General features: G+C 65.2%; 25 protein-coding genes and 1 pseudogene. 21 read left to right on the top strand and 5 right to left on the bottom strand.

Going from position 1 to position 24,109, the window contains the following annotated elements; all coding sequences use genetic code 11:
- The 9 genes and pseudogenes from ACN0T5_RS09965 to ACN0T5_RS09925 all read left to right on the top strand — a co-directional run.
- Window positions 1–314, top strand: a pseudogene (locus ACN0T5_RS09965) (phosphopentomutase); the annotation flags it as partial.
- Between the two features lie 107 nt (window positions 315–421).
- Window positions 422–1,285, top strand: coding sequence for a phytanoyl-CoA dioxygenase family protein (locus ACN0T5_RS09960; protein WP_417768472.1), 864 nt, complete (start codon window positions 422–424; stop codon window positions 1,283–1,285).
- Window positions 1,286–1,291: 6 nt separating this feature from the next.
- Window positions 1,292–2,311: an adenosine deaminase gene (locus tag ACN0T5_RS09955; RefSeq protein ID WP_417768471.1), complete on the top strand. Its 1,020-nt coding sequence runs from the start codon at window positions 1,292–1,294 to the stop codon at window positions 2,309–2,311.
- A gap of 125 nt (window positions 2,312–2,436) precedes the next feature.
- Window positions 2,437–3,066: a uracil phosphoribosyltransferase gene (gene upp / locus ACN0T5_RS09950; protein ID WP_417768470.1), complete on the top strand. Its 630-nt coding sequence runs from the start codon at window positions 2,437–2,439 to the stop codon at window positions 3,064–3,066.
- A gap of 166 nt (window positions 3,067–3,232) precedes the next feature.
- On the top strand, window positions 3,233–4,009 hold the full coding sequence (locus ACN0T5_RS09945; RefSeq protein WP_417768469.1) for an SDR family NAD(P)-dependent oxidoreductase: 777 nt from the start codon (window positions 3,233–3,235) through the stop codon (window positions 4,007–4,009).
- Between the two features lie 75 nt (window positions 4,010–4,084).
- Complete coding sequence (locus ACN0T5_RS09940) at window positions 4,085–5,008, top strand: ribokinase (RefSeq protein ID WP_417768468.1); 924 nt, start codon at window positions 4,085–4,087, stop codon at window positions 5,006–5,008.
- Between the two features lie 160 nt (window positions 5,009–5,168).
- Window positions 5,169–5,681, top strand: coding sequence for a retropepsin-like aspartic protease family protein (locus ACN0T5_RS09935; RefSeq protein WP_417768467.1), 513 nt, complete (start codon window positions 5,169–5,171; stop codon window positions 5,679–5,681).
- Between the two features lie 87 nt (window positions 5,682–5,768).
- Complete coding sequence (locus ACN0T5_RS09930; protein WP_417768466.1) at window positions 5,769–6,800, top strand: aldose epimerase family protein; 1,032 nt, start codon at window positions 5,769–5,771, stop codon at window positions 6,798–6,800.
- Window positions 6,797–7,831: a histone deacetylase family protein gene (locus ACN0T5_RS09925; RefSeq protein ID WP_417768465.1), complete on the top strand. Its 1,035-nt coding sequence runs from the start codon at window positions 6,797–6,799 to the stop codon at window positions 7,829–7,831. The genes ACN0T5_RS09930 and ACN0T5_RS09925 overlap by 4 nt, the downstream gene beginning before the upstream one ends.
- A gap of 6 nt (window positions 7,832–7,837) precedes the next feature.
- Here ACN0T5_RS09925 and ACN0T5_RS09920 read toward each other — a convergent pair whose 3' ends face one another.
- Window positions 7,838–8,455 carry an HAD family hydrolase gene (locus tag ACN0T5_RS09920; RefSeq protein ID WP_417768464.1) on the bottom strand — a complete coding sequence of 206 codons (618 nt, stop codon included), beginning with the start codon at window positions 8,453–8,455 and terminating at the stop codon, window positions 7,838–7,840.
- Window positions 8,456–8,667: 212 nt separating this feature from the next.
- Between ACN0T5_RS09920 and ACN0T5_RS09915 the strand changes: the two genes are divergently transcribed.
- Complete coding sequence (locus ACN0T5_RS09915) at window positions 8,668–9,714, top strand: phosphate/phosphite/phosphonate ABC transporter substrate-binding protein (RefSeq protein WP_417768463.1); 1,047 nt, start codon at window positions 8,668–8,670, stop codon at window positions 9,712–9,714.
- A gap of 28 nt (window positions 9,715–9,742) precedes the next feature.
- On the opposite strand, the gene ACN0T5_RS09910 is transcribed toward ACN0T5_RS09915, so the two are convergent.
- The 3 genes from ACN0T5_RS09910 to ACN0T5_RS09900 form a co-directional block, all read right to left on the bottom strand.
- Window positions 9,743–10,357 carry a TadE/TadG family type IV pilus assembly protein gene (locus ACN0T5_RS09910; RefSeq protein WP_417768462.1) on the bottom strand — a complete coding sequence of 205 codons (615 nt, stop codon included), beginning with the start codon at window positions 10,355–10,357 and terminating at the stop codon, window positions 9,743–9,745.
- Window positions 10,358–10,359: 2 nt separating this feature from the next.
- A complete protein-coding gene (locus ACN0T5_RS09905) occupies window positions 10,360–10,875 on the bottom strand; it encodes a TadE/TadG family type IV pilus assembly protein (protein WP_417768461.1) in 516 nt (171 codons plus the stop codon).
- A gap of 143 nt (window positions 10,876–11,018) precedes the next feature.
- Window positions 11,019–11,492 carry a pilus assembly protein N-terminal domain-containing protein gene (locus tag ACN0T5_RS09900; RefSeq protein WP_417768460.1) on the bottom strand — a complete coding sequence of 158 codons (474 nt, stop codon included), beginning with the start codon at window positions 11,490–11,492 and terminating at the stop codon, window positions 11,019–11,021.
- Window positions 11,493–11,908: 416 nt separating this feature from the next.
- On the opposite strand from ACN0T5_RS09900, the gene ACN0T5_RS09895 reads away from it, so the two are divergent.
- The 9 genes from ACN0T5_RS09895 to ACN0T5_RS09855 all read left to right on the top strand — a co-directional run bounded on the left by ACN0T5_RS09895 (window position 11,909) and on the right by ACN0T5_RS09855 (window position 21,046).
- Window positions 11,909–12,088 carry a Flp family type IVb pilin gene (locus ACN0T5_RS09895; protein ID WP_417768459.1) on the top strand — a complete coding sequence of 60 codons (180 nt, stop codon included), beginning with the start codon at window positions 11,909–11,911 and terminating at the stop codon, window positions 12,086–12,088.
- A gap of 232 nt (window positions 12,089–12,320) precedes the next feature.
- Complete coding sequence (locus tag ACN0T5_RS09890) at window positions 12,321–12,827, top strand: A24 family peptidase (protein ID WP_417768458.1); 507 nt, start codon at window positions 12,321–12,323, stop codon at window positions 12,825–12,827.
- A gap of 253 nt (window positions 12,828–13,080) precedes the next feature.
- Window positions 13,081–13,857, top strand: a complete 777-nt coding sequence (gene cpaB / locus ACN0T5_RS09885; RefSeq protein ID WP_417768457.1) for a Flp pilus assembly protein CpaB — start codon at window positions 13,081–13,083, stop codon at window positions 13,855–13,857.
- A 40-nt stretch (window positions 13,858–13,897) separates the two neighbouring features.
- Window positions 13,898–15,307 (top strand): type II and III secretion system protein family protein, encoded by a 1,410-nt coding sequence (locus tag ACN0T5_RS09880; protein WP_417768456.1) that lies wholly within the window; start codon window positions 13,898–13,900, stop codon window positions 15,305–15,307.
- Between the two features lie 11 nt (window positions 15,308–15,318).
- Window positions 15,319–16,083 (top strand): CpaD family pilus assembly protein, encoded by a 765-nt coding sequence (locus ACN0T5_RS09875; protein ID WP_417768455.1) that lies wholly within the window; start codon window positions 15,319–15,321, stop codon window positions 16,081–16,083.
- A 21-nt stretch (window positions 16,084–16,104) separates the two neighbouring features.
- Window positions 16,105–17,427 (top strand): AAA family ATPase, encoded by a 1,323-nt coding sequence (locus tag ACN0T5_RS09870; protein WP_417768454.1) that lies wholly within the window; start codon window positions 16,105–16,107, stop codon window positions 17,425–17,427.
- Window positions 17,428–17,475: 48 nt separating this feature from the next.
- Window positions 17,476–19,017 (top strand): CpaF family protein, encoded by a 1,542-nt coding sequence (locus ACN0T5_RS09865; RefSeq protein ID WP_417768453.1) that lies wholly within the window; start codon window positions 17,476–17,478, stop codon window positions 19,015–19,017.
- Window positions 19,010–20,029, top strand: a complete 1,020-nt coding sequence (locus ACN0T5_RS09860) for a type II secretion system F family protein (protein WP_417768452.1) — start codon at window positions 19,010–19,012, stop codon at window positions 20,027–20,029. Before ACN0T5_RS09865 ends, ACN0T5_RS09860 begins: the two co-directional genes overlap by 8 nt.
- A 36-nt stretch (window positions 20,030–20,065) precedes the next feature.
- The gene (locus ACN0T5_RS09855; RefSeq protein ID WP_417768451.1) at window positions 20,066–21,046 is read left to right on the top strand and encodes a type II secretion system F family protein; all 981 of its coding nucleotides are present in this window, start codon (window positions 20,066–20,068) and stop codon (window positions 21,044–21,046) included.
- 181 nt (window positions 21,047–21,227) lie between these two features.
- Here the strand turns inward: ACN0T5_RS09855 and ACN0T5_RS09850 are convergent, their stop codons facing one another.
- A complete protein-coding gene (locus ACN0T5_RS09850; RefSeq protein WP_417768450.1) occupies window positions 21,228–22,046 on the bottom strand; it encodes a tetratricopeptide repeat protein in 819 nt (272 codons plus the stop codon).
- 192 nt (window positions 22,047–22,238) lie between these two features.
- On the opposite strand from ACN0T5_RS09850, the gene ACN0T5_RS09845 reads away from it, so the two are divergent.
- Window positions 22,239–23,627, top strand: coding sequence for a leucyl aminopeptidase family protein (locus ACN0T5_RS09845; protein WP_417768449.1), 1,389 nt, complete (start codon window positions 22,239–22,241; stop codon window positions 23,625–23,627).
- A 115-nt stretch (window positions 23,628–23,742) separates the two neighbouring features.
- On the top strand, window positions 23,743–24,093 hold the full coding sequence (locus tag ACN0T5_RS09840) for a MarR family winged helix-turn-helix transcriptional regulator (protein ID WP_417768448.1): 351 nt from the start codon (window positions 23,743–23,745) through the stop codon (window positions 24,091–24,093).
- The last annotated feature ends 16 nt before the right edge of the window (window positions 24,094–24,109 follow it).

Genomic DNA, 24,109 nt, shown 5'->3' with positions numbered 1-24,109 from the left:
GTGGTCTCCGCCTCGCCGCTGCCGGTTCAGCGGCGGGACTCGAGGCGCTGGACTGGCGACTGTCGGAGCTGGACGCCCGGCTGCGCGAGGGGGATTTGCTGCTGCTGACGGCCGACCATGGCTGCGACCCGACCTGGAAGGGAACCGATCACACCCGCGAACGGGTGCCGGTGATCGGTCTCGTCAAGGGCGGCGCGCCACTCGACATCGGGGTTCGCGACAGCTTCGCGGATATCGGCGAGAGCGTTGCCGCGCATCTCGGCCTCGCCGCCGGGGCGCATGGCCGCAGCTTCCTGGATCTGGCGATTGCGTGAGAGAGCATGCCTGTCCGGGGGATGGCTTTGACAAGACCGGTGGCCAGGCGGATAGACTGGTGCCAGGGGTGCCGCTGCGCCAGTCGCAGGGCGAACGAGAGGCCTTCATGACCGCACGCAGTTTCTCAAGTTCTCCGGACGGCTCCCTGGCGGGAGAGATGAAACGTGCCTATGAGGAGGACGGGTTCCTTGTCCTCACCGGCTACAAGACGCCGGCGGAATGCGACGCGCTGCGCGCCCGCATGGACGAGCTGATCTCCGCCTTCGATCCCAGTGAGAATGCGTCCGTCTTCGAGACCGGCGCGCAAAGCCATGCCCGGGACCGCTACTTCCGCGAAAGCGGCGACAAGATCCGCTTCTTCTTCGAGGAGGAGGCCTTCGACGAGAACGGGCGGTTGACCCGGCCAAAACATGCCGCGCTCAACAAGGTCGGCCATGCCTTGCACGATCTCGATCCCGTCTTCGACCGGTTCTCCCGCGACCCCCGGCTCTTGCGCACCGCCCGCGATCTGGGCATCTCCGACCCGCGCCTGGCCCAGTCCATGTACATCTTCAAGCCGCCGGAGATCGGCGGCGAGGTCAATTGCCATCAGGACTCCACCTTCCTGCACACCGAGCCGCTGTCATGCACGGGCTTCTGGTTCGCGCTCGAGGATGCCGACGAGACCAATGGAGGCCTCATCGGCGGACCGGGTGGTCACAAGGGGCCGCTGCGCCAGCGATTCCACTATGACGGCGAGGCGCTGGTCATGGACCGGCTTGACGAGACGCCGCTTGTCGGAGACGTGCCGCTCACCGCCCCCAAAGGAACGCTCGTCGTTCTGCACGGGCTGGTGCCGCACCGCTCCGCTCCCAACCGGTCGCCGCGCTCCCGTCATGCCTACGCCTTGCATCTGGTTGACGCGGCCGCGCGCTGGTCGCCCGACAACTGGCTCCTGCGTGACCCGGAAAATCCGATGCGGGGCTTTTGAGAACCCATGACGGACACGTCACCTGCAAGACCGGTCGTTCCCAAGGCGGAACTGCATGTCCATGTGGAAGGGGCTGCGTCCGGCGCTCTCGTCCGCCGGCTTGCAACACGGCACCGCATCGACCTTGAGGGCCTGTTCGACGAGGACGGGGCCTACGCCTGGGACGATTTCGCCAGCTTCCTCGCGGCCTATGACCGTGCAAGCAGCGTCTTTCGCACGCCGCAGGACTTTGCGCTGTTGTCGGAAACCTATCTGCGCGCGCTTGCCGCCGAAGGCACGATCTACGCGGAACTGACCATTTCACCGGATCACGCAGCCGCTGCGGGGCTCTCCTATCCCGATTATGTCGCGGGGCTTGCGGAGGGCATCGGGCGCGCACGGGCGGAAAGCGGCATCGAGGCGCGCATGATCGCGGTCGGGGTTCGCCATTTCGGCGCGCGGGCGGTCGAGCAGGTCGCGGCGCAGGTGATCGCGCATCCGCATCCGCTGGTCACCGGATTTGGTCTTGCCGGCGACGAGCGCGAGGGGCATCCGGCGAATTTCGCCCGTGCCTTCCGCATGGCGGGCGAGGCGGGGCTGGGCCTGACAGCCCATGCCGGGGAGTTCGCCGGTCCTGAAAGCGTCACCGCGGCGCTCGATTTCCTGCGCGTCACGAGGATCGGTCACGGCGTCCGCGCCATCGAGGACAGGGCCGTGGTCGAGCGCATCGCCGAGGACGGCATCGTGCTCGAGATCTGTCCCGGCTCCAATCTGGCGCTCGGACTTTACTCGACGCTGCGTTTTCATCCGGTCAACCTGCTGCGCCGGGCGGGGTGCCGGATCACGCTCAACTCCGACGATCCTCCCTTTTTCGGCACGACACTTGGTCATGAATACCGAAGCTGCGCGGCGACCTTCGGCTGGAGCGAGGATGTGCAACTGGCCCTTACCCGGGACGCCATCGCCGCCGCCTTCTGCGACGAGCAGACGCGCAGGCGTCTGGCCGGGCGGCTCGGGGCGCATGTCGCGGCCGGGGGCGAAAGCTGAGCGCGGCGGTGGACCGGGCATGTCTTGTCGCATCCCGGCGGTTCCGCTTTGGTTCGGCTTGATCTATGAGACTGAAAAGGCCGCGCGGAGGGCCCGGCGGCGGCAAGGATGAAAGGCGCGAGACAATGAGCGGAGCTACCGTGATCGATCACCCGCTGGTGCAGCACAAGCTCACCCACATGCGGATGAAGGAAACCTCGACACAAGGGTTTCGCCGTCTGCTGCGGGAGATTTCGGTGCTGCTCACCTATGAGGTGACGCGCGACCTGCCGATCACCACGATGCAGATCGAGACGCCGCTGCAGCCGATGTCGGCTCCCGTCATTGAAGGCAAGAAGCTTGTCTTCGCCTCCGTACTGCGCGCCGGCAACGGGTTGCTCGAAGGCATGCTGGAACTCGTGCCGGCGGCCCGTGTCGCCCATATCGGTCTTTACCGGGATCCCAAGACGCTGGAGCCGGTCGAGTACTATTTCAAGGCGCCGGAAGACCTCGCCGAACGTCTTGTCGTCGTCGTCGATCCGATGCTGGCCACGGCCAACTCCGCCATTGCCGCCGTCCAGAGGCTGAAGGAGCGCGGCGCCACCCAGCTTCGCTTCCTCTGCCTTCTCGCCGCGCCCGAGGGCATCGCCAAGTTCAACAAGGCGCATCCGGACGTGCCGATCTTCACCGCGGCGGTCGATGAGCGACTGAACGAAAAGGGCTATATCATTCCAGGTCTCGGCGATGCCGGCGACCGGATGTACGGCACCAAGTAACCTCTCCCGAAGGCTCGCCGGGTGTCGGCATGTACCCGGCGCGTCTTCTGCACGCCTCGGCGCGATCGCGCCTTTAATTTTTTCGGATACAGAATTAAATAGGCTCGAGCGCTCGGCGATCCGTTTGCCGGGCGACAGGAGGCCATCGGGAGGAACGGGCATGGTGGTGAGCGATACAGGAGAAACGGGCGCGACCTATCCGGATCTGCGCGACAGGACCGTGCTGGTCACCGGCGGCGGCGGCGGGATCGGTGCGGAGATCGTCCGCCAGTTCGCTCGCCAGGGATCGCGGGTCGGTTTCCTCGATATCGACCGGCAGGGCTCGGAACGCCTTGTCACGGAGCTCTCGGCGGCAGGCGCCTGCGTTCGTTTCGCGTGGGCCGATCTCACCGACATCGAGGCGACGCGTGCCGCCATCGGCACGATCCGCGAGGCACTGGGCCCGATCTCGATCCTCGTCAACAACGCGGCTCATGATGAACGTCATCGGCTCGAGGACGTGACGCCCGAGTACTGGGACAGCCGAATGGCGGTCAACCTGAAGCATCAGTTTTTCTGTGCCCAGGCCGTCGCGGGTGACATGCGTGCGCTCGGCGGTGGCGCCATCGTCAACATGGGTTCGATTTCATGGATGATCGGACAGGGCGGCATGGCTGGCTACACGTCGGCGAAATCGGCGATTGTCGGGCTGACCCGCTCGCTTGCACGGGATCTGGGCCCCGACAACATCCGCGCCAATTGCATCGCTCCGGGCTGGATCATGACCGAGCGCCAGATCGCGCTCTGGCTCGACGAGGAGGGCGAGCGCGAGATCATGCTGCGCCAGTGCCTGAAGCGGAAACTGGTGCCGGCCGATGTCGCGCGGGTGGTGCTCTTCTTTGCATCCGGCGAGGCATCGGCTTGCACCAACCAGACCTATGTCGTGGACGGCGGCTGGGTCTGACGTGCCGGCGCGAGCGGGATGCTTTTCCGGTCCCTCTGTGAAAGACTGTGATCCCGGCAGGGCAGGAGACCTTTTTTGATCACCGTCTTCGGTTCCATCAATCTCGACCTTGTTGTCTCGCTGCCGCGCCTGCCGGCGCCCGGCGAGACCGTCGTCGGGCCGGATCACCAGTCGTTTCCCGGCGGCAAGGGGGCCAACCAGGCACTCGCCGCCGCTCGGGCCGGAGCTTCCGTCCGGATGATCGGCGCCGTCGGGCGGGACGCCCATGCGGAGGCGGCGCTCGTCAATCTCGGCCGGGCTGGCGTCGACCTTTCCGGCGTGCGTCGTCTCGATGGCACCACCGGCATTGCCATGATCGGTGTCGATGCGAAGGGCGAGAACCTGATCATGTGCGCCAGCGGCGTCAACGCGCGTGTCGTCGCCGATTGGCTCGACGGGCGGCTGGCCCGCGGAGACCTTCTCGTCCTGCAGCGGGAACTGAGCCCGGAGCCGATCTCGCAGGCCATCGGCCGTGCGCGCCTGTGCGGCGCGCGGATCCTGCTCAATGCGGCTCCGTCCGGGGCGGGAGAGCTTGCCGGTCTGGTGGACGGTGTCGATGTGCTCGTTGCCAATTCAGGCGAGGCGGCGGAGCTTGCCGCGGCCCTGTCGGGCGCCGGATCGCTGGTGCCGGAAGCCCGTTGCGCTGCGCTCGCCGCCGAAAATCGCCTTGCCGTCATCACGCTCGGTGCGCGCGGTCTCGTCGCGCAGCGAGGCGGACAGCGCTGGCGGGTTGCAGCCCCTCGTGTCGATGTGGTCGACACGACCGGCGCGGGAGATGCCTTTGTCGGGGCGCTGGCGGCGGCGCTTGATCGCGGGGCGGAGATCGAACGGGCGCTTTGCGAAGGTACGGCTGCCGGCGCGCTCGCCTGCACCGCGAGTGGCGCCCAGTCCTCTTCGCCCGACGCCAGGGCGATTGCGACCCTTGCCGATACGCTCGAATGCGAGAGTATCGCCGGCTGAAACCGCGCCGACCGCCGGTCGGTGACGATCGGCCGGATTTTCGCGCGCATGGCAACCTTGCGGAAACCCTGTTTGAAGCTTTCCCGGACGGCTTAATTCCTTGCTGAAGCCTGCGGACGCATGCTTGCGCCGTCGAAACAGGCAGCCGGGAACAGGAACCATGGCGCGCTACATCATCATCGCCGTCGTCGCCATTGCCGCCGCGGCCTTCGTGCCGGATCTGGCACGGCAGTATCTTGCCGGCGATACGGTCGTGGCCGCCGCGCGTGAGGTGCCGGGGAAGGCGCAAAGGTCGTCCGGTCCGCGCACGCTGGTGCTCAAGGCCGGGCGCGGCGGGCACTACGAGGTCAGTGCCCATATCAATGGCCGGCCCGTGAACTCTCTCATCGATACCGGCGCATCGGCGCTTGCCATTCCCGCCGAGGTGGCGCGGCTGTCGGGCCTGACGCCGCCTGCATCCGCCTACAAGGTGCGTGTCAGCACCGCCAATGGCATCGCCATGGCTGCACAGGTGAAACTGCGCGAACTGCGTCTCGGCAGCATCCGGCTCACCAATGTGGAGGCGCTGGTGATGCCCGACGGCGCGCTGGAAATCCCTCTGATCGGCATGTCGGTGCTTGGCCGCCTTGCCAAGGTCGACATCCGTTCCGGCACGATGCGGTTGATACAGTAATTGCGACAGGTGATTTCGGGCGAGGTCCCGGTGTAGGGTTCCAGGCAAGGTGGTTCGCCGCCTGCATGGCTACGGGACCGGCATTTCATGGGCGAAAGGCTCTTCGGCGCACTTCCTGACGGTGCGCCTGTCCGCTGCATCGGGATTGCCCGCGGCGATCTCTCGGCGGACATCATCACCTATGGCGCAGCAATCCGCGACCTCCGCATCGGTGGCCGCAGCGTCGTGCTCGGCTTCGACACGCTCGCCGACTATCTCGCACATTCCCCCTATTTCGGCGCCATTGCCGGACGTCACGCCAACAGGATTTGCGGCGGGCGGTTCCGTCTTGATGGCAAGGAGCATCTGCTCGAGCGCAACGAGGCCGGCCGCCACCATCTGCATGGCGGGGCGGCGGGGTTCGGAAAGCGCCTTTGGTCGCTCGCCGATCACGGCGCGGCCCATGTCGAACTGACGCTCGTCTCGCCCGACGGCGAGGGGGGATATCCGGGCCGGGTCGAGGCGCGCTGCCGCTACGAGATCGGCGCGGACGCCTGCTTTCGCATCACCTTGAGCGCCGAGACGGACAGGGCGACGCTGGTGAACCTCGCCGCGCACAGCTATTTCAATCTCGACGGCACACCCGATATTCTCGGCCATCATCTCGCGATCGAGGCCGAGGCCTACCTTCCCGTGACCGAGGACGCCATCCCGACCGGCGAGATCCGGTCCGTTGCCGGCACGCCTTTCGATTTCCGGACGCTGCGCGCCATCGGTGCGGCTGGCGGCGGTGCGGCAACGGCCTATGATCACAATTTCTGCCTCTCGCCGGCAGCAACGGCCGAGCCTCGTCCCGTTGCCCGGCTGGCAGGCCCCCTGTCGGGCCTTGTCATGGACGTCTTGAGCACCGAGCCGGGACTGCAATTCTATGACGGCTACAAGCTTGCGGTGCCTTGCGCCGGACTGTCCGGACGCCACTATGGAGCGCGCGCCGGGCTGTGCCTCGAACCGCAGCGTTGGCCGGACAGCCCGAACCATGAAGCGTTCGCCGGTGCCGTCCTGAGGCCCGGCGAGCGCTATCGCCAGATCACCGAGTACCGCTTCTCCACCGCCCCAGGACACGAGACTGCTGCATCATGAAGACCGTTTTTTCCGCCGGCCAACTGGCCCATGACCCAAGGCACGAGATCTCCGACGGAACCCTGAAGCCGGCGGTGGAGATTCCCGCCCGCGCCGAGATGGTCCGAGACGCGATCCTGGCGCGCGGCCTTGGCGAAATCCTCGAGCCGGAGGATTTCGGCATGGAGCCGCTGGCGCGCGTCCACGATGCCGACTATCTCGCTTTCCTGGAAAGCTTCTGGACCCGCTGGACCAATGCCGGCCGCTCCGGCGAAGCCTTCCCCTTCGTCTGGCCCGTGCGCGGGCTGAACACCGACCCCGTGCCCGACCATATTGACGGATTGCTCGGGCGCTATTCCTTCGATGCCGGCACCCCGATGGGGGAGCACACGTTCGCGGCCGCGCGGGCAAGCGCCAATTCCGCCCTGACGGCCGCGCGGCTTGTCGCCGGCGGCGAGCGCGCCGCCTTCGCGCTGTGTCGTCCGCCCGGCCACCATGCGGCGGCAGATTATTACGGCGGCTACTGTTTCCTCAACAATGCGGCGATCGCGGCCCAATGGCTGCGCGATGCCGGTGCCGAGCGCGTCGCGCTGCTCGATGTCGACTATCACCACGGAAACGGCACGCAGGCGATTTTCTACGAGCGCTCCGACGTGCTGTTCCTGTCCGTCCATGCCGACCCGCGCGAGGAGTACCCCTACTTCCTGGGTCATGCCGCCGAAACCGGCGCGGGCGAGGGCGCCGGTTTTACCGCCAATTATCCGCTGGAACTGGGGACCGACTGGGCCGGCTGGTCGCGGGCGCTCGAGGCAAGCCTTGCGCGTGTTGCGGCGTATCGGCCGGACACGCTGGTCGTCTCGCTCGGCCTGGACCCTTATGAACAGGACCCGATCTCGCGTTTTCGCCTGACCAGCGACGATTTCACCCGCATGGGTGAGCGCCTCGCCGCCGCCGGCCTGCCCACCGTCTTTGTCATGGAGGGCGGCTATGCCGTCGAGGCGCTCGGGGTCAATTGCGTCAATGTCCTGGCGGGGTTCGAGGCGGGACGCTGAGCGGCCTCAAAAGACGAAGCCGAGGTCGCGCAGCGCGCGCTCGAGAGGTGCGGCGCCGGTGAAATGGATCGCGTGCATGCCGATGTCGCGCGCCGCCTCCACATTGGCGGGACTGTCGTCGATGAACACGGTCTGTTCGGGCGCAAGCGCATTGCGCGCGAACAACACCTCGTAGATGCGCCGGTCCGGCTTGATCAGGCCTTCATGGGCGGAGATCACCACGTCGATGAAGTCGTTGGCGAGAAAAGGAAAGCGCTCGCGGCACTCGGCGAATTTCTCGCGCGAGAAATTGGTGATCGCGTAGAGCGGCACGTTGGACGCCTTCAATGCCTTGAGAATGGCGACACTGCCCGGCACTTCGCCGGGAACCATCTCGTGCCAGCGGGTGTCCCAGGCGCGGATCGCCTCTTCCTGGTCGGGGCGGCGCGCGATCGCCTCGGCGATGGCATCGGCGAAACTGCGGCCTCGGTCCTGCTCCAGGTTCCATTCCGGTGGCAGGACCTCCGCCAGGAACCGGTCGGCAGCGTGGTCATTGCCGAACAGCGAACGGTAAAGTAGGCGCGGATCCCACTGGATCAGCACGTTGCCGATATCGAAGACGACCGTATCTGGGCTGCGTGGCATGATGGCTCCTGAAGGGGTGAGTCGGACCGACCCGTAGACGAGGCTTCCGTAACGAGGGCCCCAAAAAAGAGGGCATGGTGGAGAAACTGGCGCGAGGAAACCGGGCCCGGCAAGCGGCAATCGCGATCTGGAAGGGTTTTCGGCCGATTTTATCGACAGACCCCGGCCTGCTCGCGGCTGTCCGGCTTCGATTTGTGCCGTCGGGGTTGCTTGTGCTGCTCGCGCTGGTCGTGGGAGTTGCAGGTGGTGTGCGTGCCCAGGTGCCGGACACTGCTGCCGGGGACGCCGCCGCCACGGCGGATCAACCGGCTGCACATGTCCCCTGGACGGGGGAGGTTGCCGCGCCGGATGACGGGGCATCGCCGCCCGCAGGCACGCCTTTCGATCCGGCCCGTCTTGCCCTTCTGCCGCAGTTGCGCGTCGGCCTGGTTCTCGATCCCGCGGCTGGCGACTTCGACCGTGCGGCCCCGTTCCGCGAGCTGCTCGAACGCGGGTTGCGGCTGCCGGTGCTGCTGGTTGCCTATCGCGACCTGTCGCGCCTTCAGCGTGCGCTCGTTGCCGGCGAGGTCGACTACGCCCCGTTGTCGGCATCCGCCTATGCGAAGGCGCAGCGCATGTGCCGGTGTCTGGTGCCGCTGCTTTCGCCGCGTGCCGGCGACGGTTCCGCCGGCTGGCATGCGGTGGCGCTGGTCGCCCCGGACAGCCCGTTGCAGGCGCTTGCCGATCTGGCCGGCGCGCGCGTCGCGACCGGGCCGCCGCACTCGACCGGTGCGCGCCGGGTTCCGCTTGCCGCGCTCGCTGCGGAAGGGCTCGACCCCGAACGCGATCTCGCCGCGCTTGTCGCCCATGCCAATCCGCTGGCGGCGGCCGATGCCGTGCGGCGCGGCGAGGCGGATGTGTCCTTCGGGTGGTCGTCGCTGAGGGGCAATGAGGGCGAGGGATATTCGCGTGGCACGCTTCGCGATCTTTTCGAGCGTGACGGCACGGCCGCGCCGTTGCGGATCCTGTGGGCCTCGCCGCCCATCCCCAACGCCGCGCATGCGGCGCGCGACACGCTGCCGGAACCGATCCGCGCGGCGATTGTCGAGTTGTTGTCGGAAACGGTTGGGGGCGAGACCGGTGCCGGTGCGGCCCGGGCCATCTCGCCCTTCGGCTTCGTGCCTGTCGAGGCCGACGACTACGCGCCTGTGCTGGCGACGTTCGACGGCCAGGACGGGGCGGCGGCCGGGCGGCTGCGCCCGCTTTCTCCGCCCCGCTGATCCGGCGGCAAATGCTTGCGGAAGGGCTCTAGTTGCAGCACTCGACGCTGGTGCTCACCCGGGGCCGCATGAAATAGGTGTCGCTCAGCCCGATCGTCGTGGTGTTGAAGACGTCCTTGAGAACGTTGGAGAAGGCCGGCCTGTGATTGTACTCCGCATGGGTGACGATCAGGTAGCTGTCCTTCTGCTTCGCCAGTTCCGCCGGTATCTCGATCGGAGGGGCGGTGTTGGAACCCCACTGACTGGTGTTCATCGCCCGGCTCCAGACCACGCGCGGCTGGTCCTTTTCCTTGATCCAGACACTGGCCACCACCAGCTTCAGCTCGCCTTCCGGATAGGGGTCGAGCACCGCCTTGGACAGCTTCATCAGGTCGTTGACTTCGGAACTCTTCAGCTTGTCGGCCTGCGCGACAAGGTCGGCGACGGAACTTGCCGCCTGGCTGACCTTGCGATCGAGCGTCAAGGCGGAGTTCAGTTCGTTCATGCCCAGAAACAGTACCAGCATGAAGGGCAGGACGAGCGCGAACTCGACCGCGGCAACGCCCCGTCGATCGCGCGCCAGCGCCAGTGTCAGGCGGGTTGCTGCACGTCGCAGGATGCGGCTCGGTGCGCCGCGTGTGTCTTTCGGGTTGGCCTGATGCATCGTCAGTTGCTCGCCTGCTGCGTGGACCAGGGGAACGGCTCGTTGCGGAACACGGCCGTAGCGACGAGGAGGCGGTCGCCCGAGGCCAGGTCGCCGTAATTGGTCTTCATCATCGAGGTGAACATCGGCCAGCGGTACAGGGCCCGCACGACGATGATCTCGCCCGCTTCGCCGTGGTTGTAGCCGATGTCGGTGGTGACCTCGCCATCCTCGATCACGGGCTTGGACGCGTAGCTGGCAAAATTGTCGATGCGCTCGACATCAATCGTCAGGCGGTCGGAACTGATCGGAAATCCCGACAGGCGCTCAAGCATCGATTCCTTGAACTTGCCGGCATCGAAGCCCTTGGCATGCGCCTGGCCCGTGCGGATCGTGCGCGCTGCGTCGAGCACTGCGTTGCTCAGAACCTGGTCCGCGAAGAAGGCGAGACCGATCTCGATCGTTCCGAAGAGAAGCATGAGGAAGGGAATGGCGACGAAACCGAATTCGATCGCCGTCGTTCCTTCCTTGTTGCGCAAGACCGCTCGGATCGGGCGAAAACGCGCGAAACGACGGGGTTTTTCCTGCTTCGGCATCGGTTTGGCACTCGCTTGTGGCATGATGTGCGGGGTTCGACGATTGGGTTCCGGGGCGTTTGCCGGTGCGACGGGCCGCACCGGCGTCAGTTTGTGGCGCCGGCAGCTTTTTCCGACATGTCATTGCGCTGCGTCGACTGCTTGGTCAGCAATTCGTAACCGGCCTCGCTGTCGCCGACCCGGAGCACGGGCTCGCAGGAGGGGGAGCAGGAATAGGTCGACCGCGCCAGTTTGCGCTGCACGGTGATGACATCGCCGGTCACGGCGCCGACGGTGATGACCTCGTCGATGATCGGCTCGCCGTCCTTGTCGAGGATGACGAGGTTCGTCGTGCCATAGAGCTTTCCCGTCACCACGACGGTCTGGCGGTCATACATGGTGACGTCGGCGATTGCCGGATTGCCGACGATAACGGTGTCGGCGGGCGCGTCGATGCGGAAAACCTTGGCACGGTCTGTCATGACGTGAACGCCGGTTTCCTCGGCAATGGCCGCGCCGGTCAGGGCGGTCATGAGAACCGCCAGCATCGGGGCGCGAAGAAGATCGCGAATTTGCGGCATCGATCTGTGCTCCTCGGAAAAATTCCTACCCGAGCGTGAAGGATATTGGTGAAGGAAGACCTAACGCGCCCGGCGGACGGGGGCGTTTTGCGAGCATCGTTAACGGGACAGGCGCGCGCCCGTGACGGGCTGGGCGCCCGGCCGGCTGCGGCGGCGCGATGGTCGTCCATCGGCCCGCCGGGAAGAGGGTGGAGATTCCGGAAGGTACCTGGCGAGCGCTATGGTTAAGATTTTCGGAAATGAATTTCATATGTATTAACTATAGATCTCGTCGACGGCGTGTTGTCGTGTTGGGTCATCGAATTTAACTTTGTGGCAAGATGTGCTGCCTATAGTGACATCATCTTCGAACGACCGAATAAAAACAGGTCGGCAAGATGGTGCAGACAAAACAAGTGAAAGTTAGGAGCCAACCAATGAAGAATCTCTTTGCTCGTTTCGCGAACGACGAATCTGGTGCCACCGCCATCGAGTATGGCCTGATTGCAGGTCTGATCGGCGTTGCCATCATCGCCGCGATCACGGCTGCCGGTGGTTCGATCACCGCGATGTTCACCCGCGTTTCCACCGAGCTGAACGCCGCTGCCACCCAGTAAGGTCGGCTTCGTTGCGTTCCACGGTTGTCCCGGCAGTGACGCCGGGGCACGCGGAAGCACTTGATGCGGGCGGCGGGAGCCGCCCGTTTCCGTTTGTGACCCTGCCGAACGTATCGGGCGCATCGTTGAATGGCCCGTCGTCAACCGGCTTTTAAGGGCAATCGTATACACCCGGCTTCTGCCAGGCCGTCGCCCGGCATTCCGGAGTGACGTCGATGCGGAGGATTGGTGTATGATCGAGGCAGCTCTGCTGGTCGTTTTTCCATGCCTTGTGGCCTTTGCCGGGGCGTCCGACCTGTTCACGATGACCATTCCCAACCGGGTCTCCCTCATCATGATTGCCGGCTTTGCGATGCTGGCGCCGGCCATCGGGCTTGCGCCGGTCGACATCGGGTTCCATCTGTTGGCCGCCGGCCTTGCGCTGTCAGTCGGACTTGCCTTCTTTGCTTTCGGCTGGATGGGGGGCGGTGACGCGAAGCTGATGACAGCGGTCGCCCTGTGGCTCGGCCTGACACCGGCGCTGGGCGATTTTCTGCTGCTGACGAGCATCTACGGTGCGGTGCTGACGCTGGCCATCCTCGGATTCCGGAAAGTCGTGCTGTTGCCGGTTGCCGTCTACCGTGTGGAATGGATCGCCCGCCTGCATGACAACCGGACCGGCATTCCTTATGGCATCACCATCGCGGTCGCCGCGTTGCAGGCGTATCCCGGATCGGTCTGGTTCCGGGCAATCATGTAACAGAAACACTGCAATTTCGAGGTCTTGCGTGTGCCTTGTGGCATCGCCATTCCTTGGCAGCAGATGTCATAAGTTAACGAACGATAAACGATGTTGAAACGTCGATTTGAATTTGCAAGAAGTTTAAAGCCTGTTCATCAACATTGATCACACCTGATTAACCATGTCTTGACCATTTACCCGCAACAGTAATCGCACGATGACCGTTGGCGCATTCGCGTCCGGTCCAGTCCGATCCATGCGGGTAACAGTTATGAAGATCGCGCGTTTCGCAATTTTGGGCGTTTCCCTTGGTGCCGGCCTTCTGGTGGCGCGAATGGTGATGAGCCCCGCTCCCGAGCCGGTCGCCGAGCCGGTGATGGTGACCGAGACGGTGGAGAAGGACGAGGTACTGACCGCGTCGCAGGACATCGGTCTCGGCCAGGTTGTAAATCCGGACGATCTGTCCTGGACAAGCTGGCCCCGTGAACTCGCCCCGGCCACCGCGATCCTGCGTTCCCAGCGCCCCGATGCCATGGCCGAGATGGCCGGTCGCATCGCCAAGGCCCCCCTCTACCAGGGTGAGCCGCTGCGCGAGGAACGGTTGATCAACAGCGACCGCGGGTTCATGTCGACCATTCTTCCCAAGGGCAAGCGCGCCATCGCGGTTTCCGTCGAGGCTCTGACAGCGGCCGGCGGCTTCATCCTGCCGGGTGACAAGGTCGACGTGATCCTTACCCGTCAGACTGCGGCGCGGTCCGGCAATACCTTCACCAGCGAGACCATCCTTCAGAATGTCCGCGTTCTGGCGATCGACACCACGACCGCCGGCGAGCAGGACGAGAAGGCGCTTCCCCCCGGCCAGACGGCGACGCTGGAACTCGAACCGACCCAGGCCGAGGTCGTCGCCCAGGCATCGCAGCTCGGCACCATCGCGCTGGTCCTGCGTTCCGCCCAGGATTCGGCCGACGACGCCGAGCCCGCCGTCATCGGTGGTGGCGTGAACTTCGTGAAATTCGGCGTTGCCAGCCAGATACAGACACAGCGTTGAGCGTGGAACCGGCTCGGCAATGACGGCAAGGAGAACTCGGATGTTGGCTCAACGTTTCTTCCGGATCGGCATGGCGGTTGGCCTTGTCCTTTGCGGGTTCGCCGAAACGGATGCGGCGCGCGCGGACGGCTATCCCAAGTCGCTGACGATCAGCGCCGGTGAGCGCGTTGCCGGGCGGCTGCTCAAGGTCGGCCTGGGACGCTCGGTCGTGATCAACCTCGGCGAGGAAGTGAGCGATGTGATCGTCTCCAACCCCGAGGTTGCGGATGCGGTCGTTCGCTCGTCGCGTCGCGTGTTCATTCTCGGCAACAAGGCAGGTCAGGCAAGCCTCTTCCTGTTCGGCAGGGCCGGCAACCAGATCGCCAGTTTCGATCTCGCGGTGGAGAACGACACGACGGACCTCAATACGATGATCCGCCGGTCCATTCCGAACGCCGACATCACCGCCGAATCCGTCAACGGCAACATTGTCGTCAGCGGTACCGCCTCCAGCACCGCCGACGCGCAGCGCGCGGCCGACCTTGCGGCCCGCTTCGCCAAGACCGAGGGCGAGGCACTGCCGGTGCTCAACATGATTTCCGTCACCGGCAAGGACCAGGTTCACCTGAAGGTCACCGTTGCCGAGGTCGAGCGCTCGATCATCAAGCAGCTCGGGCTCAACCTGTCCGGCACGATCGGCATCGGCAACTACAATTTCGGCTTCAACAACAGCCCCGGCTACTCGGTCAACTCGAACATCGTCGGACGCGCATCGGCGACAGCCGGCATGATCGCCGGCAGCACGAACATCAATGCCGACCTGCAGGCCCTGCAGCGTGACGGCGTGATCCGGACGCTGGCCGAACCGACGCTGACGGCAATCTCGGGCGAGAATGCCAGCTTCCTTGCCGGTGGCGAGTTCCCGATCCCGATCGCGGAAGACAACAACAAGATCACCGTGGAGTTCAAGAAGTTCGGTGTCGGTCTGGATTTCACGCCGGTCGTCCTGAGCGGCGGCCGCATCTCGCTGCGCGTCAAGACCGAGGTCAGCGAGATCACCCAGGAGGGTGCGGTGAGCATCGGTGCCCTGACCATCCCGGCCCTGAAGGTGCGTCGGGCCGAATCGACCATCGAACTTCCCTCGGGCGGCACGCTGGTGATGGCCGGCCTTTTGAAGGAATCCTACAAGCAGGACCTGAACGGGGTTCCCGGCCTGATGCAGGTGCCGATCCTCGGCGCACTGTTCAAGAGCCGCGATTTCCTTCGCCAGGAGACCGAACTGGCCGTCTTCGTCACGCCTTACACGGTGCGGCCGGTGGCCCGTTCCGAACTGGTGGAACCGACAAAGAACTTCGCGCCGGCTACCGACGGCGGCACCATTTTCCTGAACCGTCTGAACCGGGTCTACAGGGTCTCCGGCGATCCCGCCGAGGGCGCCTATCACGGCCAGGTCGGCTACATCTACGAATGAGGACCGGTCCCATGCATCGTGCACCCGACAAGCGTCGCGTCGCTTCAGCCAGGCAGGGCAGGACCGTTGTGCCCGCTCTTGCCATTCTCGCCGCTCTGGTGGCCGCCGGCTGCCAGACGCAGCAGCCGACCTCCGAGGTCCTGGCGACCAACGATTACCGCCTGCGTCACCCGATCATTGTCGGCGAGGGGGTGAAGACGCTCGATCTGCCGGTGGGCAGCGACACGCGTCGCCTGTCGCCGCAACTCTCGGCAGTGGTCTCGAGCTTTGCCGCCGAGGCACGCTCGCGCGGCGGTGGCGCGATGGAAGTCATCGTCCCGTCCGGCTCCGGCAACGAGGCGGCAGTGCATGCGGTGTTGCCGCAGATCCGCAAGGCGCTGGTTTCCGGCGGCGTATCCCCCAAGCGCATTGCAACGCGGGGATATCCTGTCCAGGACCCGTCGGCGGCGGCGCCCGTACGCCTTGCCTATTCCGGAATTCAGGCAAAGGCCGGCCCTTGCGGGCAGTGGCCGGACAATATCACCGGCGGGGGAGACGGCATGCGCCACAATCCCCAGCTCAACAACACGCAGTACTACAATTTCGGCTGCGCCAGCCAGGCGAACCTCGCGGCGATGGTCGAGAACCCGTCCGACCTTCTGTATCCGCGCGCCTCGGCGCCGGCCGACCAGATGCGCCGCGGAACGGTCTACGAAAAGTATCGTGCCGGCGAGCAGACCTCGGCCGACTTCAAGGAAGGTGACGGCGCGCGCGTCTCCGACGCAGCCGGAAGCTGATCCCCGAGAGGAGCTGGACGAATGAATACCCTCGCCTATGACAGCCCGCTCGACGAGGTCGAGGCCCCGGATCATGCGGGGGAGGCAGGAAGCTTCCCCACGGATGTGCCGGTCGATACCCTCGATCTGAAGTCGGTACCGCGCATCGCCATCCAGGCGTTCTGCGAAAGCGATGACGTGGCGCGCGCCATCGAGGCCGCCGCTCAGGACCGGCGCATGGCCAAGGCTCATGTGAAGGTTCACAAGGGCGGTCTCGGCGCGGCGGTCGACTTCTACGGTTCGGCGCCGACGCCGAACCTGATCATCCTTGAAAGCCGGATGGAGCAGTCGCGACTGGTGGAGGGGCTCGATCGTCTCGCCGAGGTCTGCGACGCCGGCACCAAGGTGATGATCATCGGCCATGTGAACGACGTAAAGCTCTACCGCGACCTGATACATCGCGGCATCAGCGACTACCTCGTCGCGCCAATCAACCTGTTCCAGGTGATTGGCACCATCGGCGAGCTCTACGTGAACCCGGAAGCCGAACCGCTCGGCCGCACCATCGCTTTCGTTGGCGCCAAGGGCGGCGTCGGCTCGTCCACGGTTGCCCATAACGTCGCCTGGTCGATCGCGCGGGTCTACGAAAGCGATGTCGTTCTCGCGGATCTCGATCTTGCCTTCGGCACGGCCGGTCTCGACTTCAACCAGGACCCGCTGCAGGGCGTCTTCGAGGCGGTCTCCTCGCCGGAGCGTCTGGACGAGACCATGCTCGACCGGCTTCTGTCGAAATGCGCCGAACGGCTCAGCCTGCTGGCGGCGCCGGCCTCCCTGGAGCGCACCTACGATCACGGCGAAACCAGCTTTGACGGGTTGCTCGACGTGATGCGCCAGGGCGCGCCGGCGGTGATCCTCGATCTGCCGCATGCATGGTCTGGTTGGGTTCGCCGCGTGCTGGCCTCTGTCGACGAGGTGGTGATTGTCGCCGAGCCGGACCTTGCCAACCTGCGCAACGCCAAGAACATGATCGACACGCTGCGCCAGTTGCGTCCCAACGACGCCGCGCCGCGCCTCGTGCTCAACCGGGTGAATGTTCCCAAGCGCCCCGAGATCAAGGCGACGGAATTCGCCGACGCGCTGGAGCTCGTCGCGCTTGCCGCCATTCCGTTCGATCCGATGCTGTTCGGAACGGCCGCGAACAATGGCCAGATGGTTGGCGAGCAGGACGAGAAACATCCGACGTCCGACCTGTTCGGCCAGATTTCGCAGGTCGTGACCGGCAAGGGCGAGGTGCCCAGGCCCAAGGGGCTTGCGCTTGGCAAGCTGATGAACCGTTTCCTGAAGAAGGGCAATGCGGGCGGCTAGGTCCGCTCCCGTATCCGGTCTTCGAGACGCAGTTGAGAGCAGGTGATTATGTTCGGTCGACGTGGCGCAACAACAGGAACACCGATTTCCCAGCCCAAGGCGCCTGCGCCGGGGACCGCGCCTCTATCGCCTGCGCCTCCGCTCCCCGTGTCGGATCCGGCGCCTGCGGTCTCGTCGCCGGCGCCTGTCCAGCGTGAGGACCCCGTCGGGTCCACGCCCGCGGCGCCCGCAGTGGCGGTGAAAAAGGCGGTGCCGCCGCCCCCGCCGCCGCCGGAACCCAAGGCGCAGAAGCGTTCTGAGGGCTATTACGCGACCAAGGCCTCGATCTTCAACGCGCTGGTCGAGGCGATCGACCTGTCGATGCTGACGCGGCTGTCGGCGGAGGATGCGCGCGAGGAAATCCGCGACGTCGTCAACGACATTATCGCTCTGAAGAACGTGGTGATGTCGATTTCCGAGCAGGAAGACCTGCTGGAGGACATCTGTAACGACGTCCTCGGCTACGGTCCTCTGGAGCCGCTGCTTGCCCGCGACGACATTGCCGACATCATGGTGAACGGCGCCAACACGGTCTACATCGAGACCCAGGGCAAGATGCAGCAGACCGGCGTCCGCTTTCGCGACAACAAGCAGTTGATGAACATCTGCCAGCGGATCGTCAGCCAGGTCGGTCGTCGCGTCGATGAATCGAGCCCGATATGCGACGCCCGTCTCGCCGACGGTTCGCGCGTCAACGTCATCGCGCCGCCGCTGGCGATCGACGGTCCGACCCTCACCATTCGCAAGTTCAAGAAGGACAAGCTCACGCTCAAGCAGCTTGTCCAGTACAATTCGATTTCGCCCGAAGGGGCGACCGTGCTGGAAATCATCGGCCGCAGCCGGTGCAACGTGCTGATCTCGGGCGGTACCGGTTCGGGCAAGACGACGCTGCTCAATTGCCTGACGGCCTACATCGATTCCACCGAGCGCATCATCACCTGCGAGGATGCCGCCGAGCTGCAACTGCAGCAGCCTCATGTGGTGCGTCTGGAAACCCGCCCGCCCAACCTTGAGGGCGAGGGCGAGGTGACCATGCGCGACCTGGTCAAGAACTGCCTGCGCATGCGCCCGGAACGCATCATCGTCGGCGAGGTGCGCGGACCGGAAGCCTTCGATCTGCTGCAGGCGATGAACACCGGCCATGACGGTTCGATGGGCACGCTGCACGCCAACAGCCCGCGCGAGGCGCTCTCGCGCCTGGAATCGATGATCACCATGGGCGGCTTCACGCTGCCCTCCAAGACCTTGCGCGAAATGATCGTTTCCTCGATCGACGTCATCGTGCAGGCGCAGCGCCTGCGTGACGGTTCGCGCCGCATCACCCACGTATCCGAGGTGATGGGCATGGAAGGCGACGTCATCATCACCCAGGACGTCTTCCTCTATGACATCCTCGGCGAGGACGCCAACGGCAAGCTGATCGGCCGCCATCGCTCGACCGGTATCGGCCGGCCGAAATTCTGGGAAAAGGCCCGCTATTTCGGCGAGGAGCAGCGCCTGGCCGCCGCCCTCGACGCGGCCGAGGTTGTGGAGAACGACCATCGTGGCTGACCTTCAGGCTTTTCTCACACCGCAGGTCACCACCATCGCCGTGGCGCTGCTGGCCGCTTTCTCGATAGGCGGCATCATCTACGCGATCTTCGAACCGGTCCTGAGCGGTCGCAAGGCGCGCGAGAAGCGGATGGAGTCCGTTTCCTCGCGCAGCGTCACCATCGATGCGGCCCGCCGCGCCAAGGATGGGGACCGCCGGCGCAAGTCGGTGCAGGATCAGCTCAAGGAGTTCGAGAGCCGCGAGAAGAAGAAGGCGCAGAAAGCTGCGCGCCTCAGCATCGAGGACCGCATCGACCAGGCCGGTCTGAGCTGGTCCAGGACGACGTTCTTCGTTTTCTCCGGCATCTGTGCCGTTGTTCTCATGCTGGTTGGCTTGTTCGCCACCGGCTCCCTGCTCCTGACGGCCGGGCTCGCCTTTGTCGGAGTGTTTGGCGTGCCGCGCTTCTATCTCGCACGCCGTCGCAAGAAGCGCATGAACGCCTTCCTCAACGAATTGCCGAACGCCGTCGACGTCGTCGTGCGCGGCACCAAGGCCGGCCTGCCGCTTGGCGAGTGCATCCAGATTGTCTCCGCCGAGGCACGCGAGCCGATCCGCACGGAGTTCAAGCGTATCGTCGAGGCACAGACGATGGGCATCACGCTGGCCGAGGCGGTTTCCAAACTGCCCGCCCGCATGCCGGTCGCCGAGGCGAACTTCTTCGCCATCGTCATCATGATCCAGTCGCAGTCGGGCGGCTCACTGTCCGAAGCGCTGGGCAACCTTTCGAAAGTGCTGCGTGAACGCAAGGCGATGAAGGGAAAGATCGTCGCGATGAGCCAGGAGGCCAAGTCCTCCGCCGCGATCATCGGGTCCTTGCCCTTCCTCGTGATCGGCGCCCTGTCGGTCTTGAGCCCCTCCTACATGATGGTTCTGTTCACGGATCCGGCGGGCAAGATCATCGTCGGAGCGAGCGTGATCTGGATGATGATGGGCCTGTTCATCATGAAGAAGATGATCAACTTCGATTTCTGATCCTGCAAGCGGCAGTGAACCGGACGGACCACGACCATGGGCTTCGACCTCTCAAATCTCCTCTCCCAGCAGATGATCGTTGCCGTCCTCACCATGGTGGCGATCGGCGGCACGCTCTACTCGATCGTCGTGCCGCTGTTCGAGGGCGACAAGCTGAAGGGTCGGATGAAGTCCGTGGCGCTGGAGCGCGACCAGATGCGCGCCCGCGAGCGCGCCCGCATGGCGGATGACAAGAACAATGCGCGCATGTCCTTGCGCAACAAGCCGAAGAAGCAGATGCAGAGCATCGTCGACCGGCTCAACCTGAAGAACCTCCTGTCCGACGACGGCACGAAGAAGCGCCTTGTCATGGCCGGCTTCCGCGGCACCAAGCCGCTCTACACCTACCTCTTCGCCCGCATGGTGATGCCTGTCATCATGTTCTTCTTCTCGCTGTTCTATGTTTTCGCCGTGCTGCAACTCGAGCAGCCGCCGATGGTCAAGATCTTCATCGCCTGCGCGGTCGCCTTCATCGGCTTCTATGCGCCGGACCTCTTCCTGAAGAACAAGATCCAGAAGCGGCAGGTGTCGATCAACCGGGCCTGGCCCGACGCGCTCGACCTGATGCTGATCTGCGTGGAATCGGGCATGTCCGTGGAGGTCGCGTTCCGCAAGGTGTCCGAGGAGATCGGCATCCAGTCGATACCGCTCGCCGAGGAACTGACACTCACCAATGCCGAGCTTTCCTATCTTGGCGACCGCCGCATGGCCTTTGAAAACCTGGCCAATCGCACGGGGCTGGAGGGCGTCAAGAATGTCAGCCTCGCGCTGATCCAGGCCGAGCGCTACGGCACGCCCGTTTCCACCGCGCTGCGCGTCATGGCGGATGAAAACCGCATGCAGCGCATGCAGGCGGCCGAGAAGAAGGCGGCCGCGCTGCCGCCGAAACTCACCGTGCCGATGATCGTTTTCTTCCTGCCGGTGCTGCTTGCCGTCATCATCGGTCCGGCGATCATCCAGGCGATTGCCACCTTCTGAAGCGGGAGTGGCCGGGCGGCCTGCCTGCCGCGAGGCACCGGTCCTCTCCGGCAAGAGGCCCAACAGGCCAGCGTGACATCCCGAATGCAAAAGGCCGCCGGAGTTCCCGGCGGCCTTTCGCGCTTGTGGCGTTCTTCCTGCCCCGGGCGCGTTGCCAGGGCTGGTTCGCGCGGCGGCCTGCTCAGCCTCCGCGCTTCTTCTTGTCGGCGGCGGATATCTCCGCCCAGGAGTTGCGTTGCGCCAGCATCGACTTCAGATAGGCGATGTTCTGGTTGGCCTGCTGCGGATCGATCTCGGAGCGGGCCACGTCCTCCGCTTCCTTGAAGCGTCCCTGCAGGCCGATCGCGAGGGCGAGGTTCTGCCGGATCCGGCTGTCGGCCTTGGGGCTGGTCGAGGCAGCCTTGAGGATCCTCTCCGCTTCCGTCACCTCGCCCGCAAGCAGGTGCGACATGGCGAGGTTGTTGAGCAGGCTCGGCTCGCCGGGGGCGATTTTCAGGGCCTGATTGTAAAGCTCGCGCGCCGTCTTGGTCTCGCCCATCTGGTCATGGATCGCCGCCGCTGCCGACATCAGCCGCCAGTCTGGCCGGGTCGGTGTCTGGGCGCCGTTGATGACCTGCAGCGCTTCGGGAAGGCGGCCGTTCATGGCGAGCACCTTGCCATAGGCGGCTGCGATGTCGCGGTCGTTCTGATGGGCGATCACGGCCTTGCGCAGTACCGCCTCGGCCTGGTCGACCTGGCCGTTGCGACGCAATGCGGCCGCGTAGTTGAGAATGTTCTCGCGATCCTTCGGCGCCCGCTCATAGGCCTGGCCCCAATACCCGACAGCCTGGGTCGCGGCACTGGATCCCGGTGCGGCATACCCCTGGGTGGCGCTCGAATGCGTGCCGACATTGCGCTTCGACGAGGCGCAACCGGTCAGGGAGACGAGTGCGGCGATGGAGGCCGCAAGCATCAGGCGGGTGGCGACGGGACGCCGTGAAGTGTGGCGCGTGGCGGGCATGGTGCCGGGCTCCTCAACGCGAAACGGGACTTGCAAATTGCGCTGTCCCATCAATACGTCGTTAACCCTAATGCTTCGTTAAGCCGGCGGGACGGCGGCACTGCCGGGCGCGGGCGGGGCAATTGCCGCACTCGCATCTTCATGCTTAAACGGGGCATCCGTTTCTTTCCCGCCTCGTCAGGATGCCCGCCCATGCGTTCCTCGCTCATTGCCTTCGATCCCGCTTCGACGGCCATTCCCGTCCATCCGGTTGACAGGGACGGCACCGCCGGCCTGCTGCAGTCGCTCGGCGGGATGGCACACGTGCTTGCCCAGACAAGCGGTTTCGAGGGGACAGCCGGCCAGGTGCTGCTGGTGCCGGACGCGGAAGGGGCGCCGGTTGCAGTGCTTTTCGGTGTGGCGAAGGACGCGCCGCCGTTCACCCTTGGCGACCTCGCCCGCAAATTGCCCGGCGGCGACTACCGGCTGGTCTGCGCGCCCGGGGAGCAACACGATGCGGCGCTAGGCTTCGCCCTTTCCTCCTATCGTTTCGACCGCTACCGCAAACCCGCCGACAAGCCGCGCCCGCGCCTGATGGTGGGCGAAGGCGTCGACCTGGCAAGGCTGGGGCATATTCTCGACGGCGTTGGCCTGGCGCGCGATCTCGTCAACACGCCGGCCAGCGATCTGGGGCCGGCGGAACTGACTGACGCGGCGCTGAAGCTCTTTGCCGACCACGGTGGCCGGGTACGGGTGATCGAGGGCGACGCACTGCTCGACGAAGGGTTCCCGATGGTGCATGCCGTCGGACGGGCAAGTGATCGCGCTCCCCGGCTTGTCGATGCCGTCTGGGGTGAGGAGGACCACCCGAAGGTGACGCTCGTCGGCAAGGGCGTTGTCTTCGACACCGGGGGCCTCGACATCAAGCCGTCGAGCGGCATGGCCCTGATGAAGAAGGACATGGGCGGGGCGGCCAGCGTTCTGGCACTGGCCTCCATGGTCATGGCGGCGGGGTTGCCGGTGCGCCTCCGGGTGATCATTCCGGCGGTGGAGAATGCCATTTCCGGTTCCGCCTTCCGGCCCGGCGATGTCCTGGCAAGCCGCAAGGGCATCAGCGTGGAAATCGGCAACACCGACGCGGAAGGGCGGCTGATCCTTGCCGACGCGCTGGCGCTTGCCGACGAGGATGCGCCCGACCTCGTCATCGACATGGCAACGCTGACGGGGGCCGCCCGGGTCGCGCTGGGGCCGGATCTGCCACCCTTTTACACCGATGACGAGGATTTCGCCTCGGATCTGGCGCGTCATGCCGAGGCTGCCCGCGATCCGCTCTGGCGGATGCCCTTGTGGCGGCCCTACGAGAGCTACCTCGACAGCCGGATCGCCGATATCAACCACATCAATACCAGCGGTGCGGGGTTTGCCGGCTCGATCACCGCGGCTTTGTTCCTCTCCCGCTTTGTCGAGAAGGCGGCCACATGGGTGCATTTCGACATCTATGGCTGGAACCCGGCGGACCGCCCGGGACGTCCCCAGGGCGGCGAGGCGCAAGCTGCCAGGGCCTTGTTCGACCTTCTGGCCAACCGTTATCCGGGCCGCTGAACGTCGTTGCGTGGCCGGATTGTTTCGCCGTTTTTCTAACGGAACCGAAATGAATTGCGGGTCATGATGCGTCGGGAGCGGCCAGCGGGCCGCGCGTTCAGGTGAAGGTGAGGGGATGGGTGTCGACATACGGCCGTCGCAGGCTTTGCGGCTCTGGCACGACGTGACGATGTCGCTTGTGACCGACGGCGACAAGGATCTCACCTCGCGGCAGATGGCCATCCTGATGACCGTCTATCTGGAGCCGCCGCCGCATACGGTTCGCGGGCTGGCTGCACGTCTCGACGTCACCAAGCCGGTGATCACCCGCGCGCTCGACTCGCTGGGTGCAATGAAGCTCTTGTCGCGGCGCCGCGACGAGGCGGATCGCCGCAATGTCGTCGTCACGCGCACGGTTGCAGGCGCGCTGTATCTGGAACACATTGCCGATACAATCGTCGCCAAGGCGGCCGAGATGCCGCGCTGACAGGCAACAGGACCCT

This window comes from Stappia sp., assembly GCF_048261845.1.
In the GTDB taxonomy this organism is placed as follows: Bacteria; Pseudomonadota; Alphaproteobacteria; order Rhizobiales; family Stappiaceae; genus Stappia.
The sequence above is the reverse complement of the archived record's forward strand: the minus strand, read 5'-3'. Positions and strand labels throughout refer to the sequence as shown.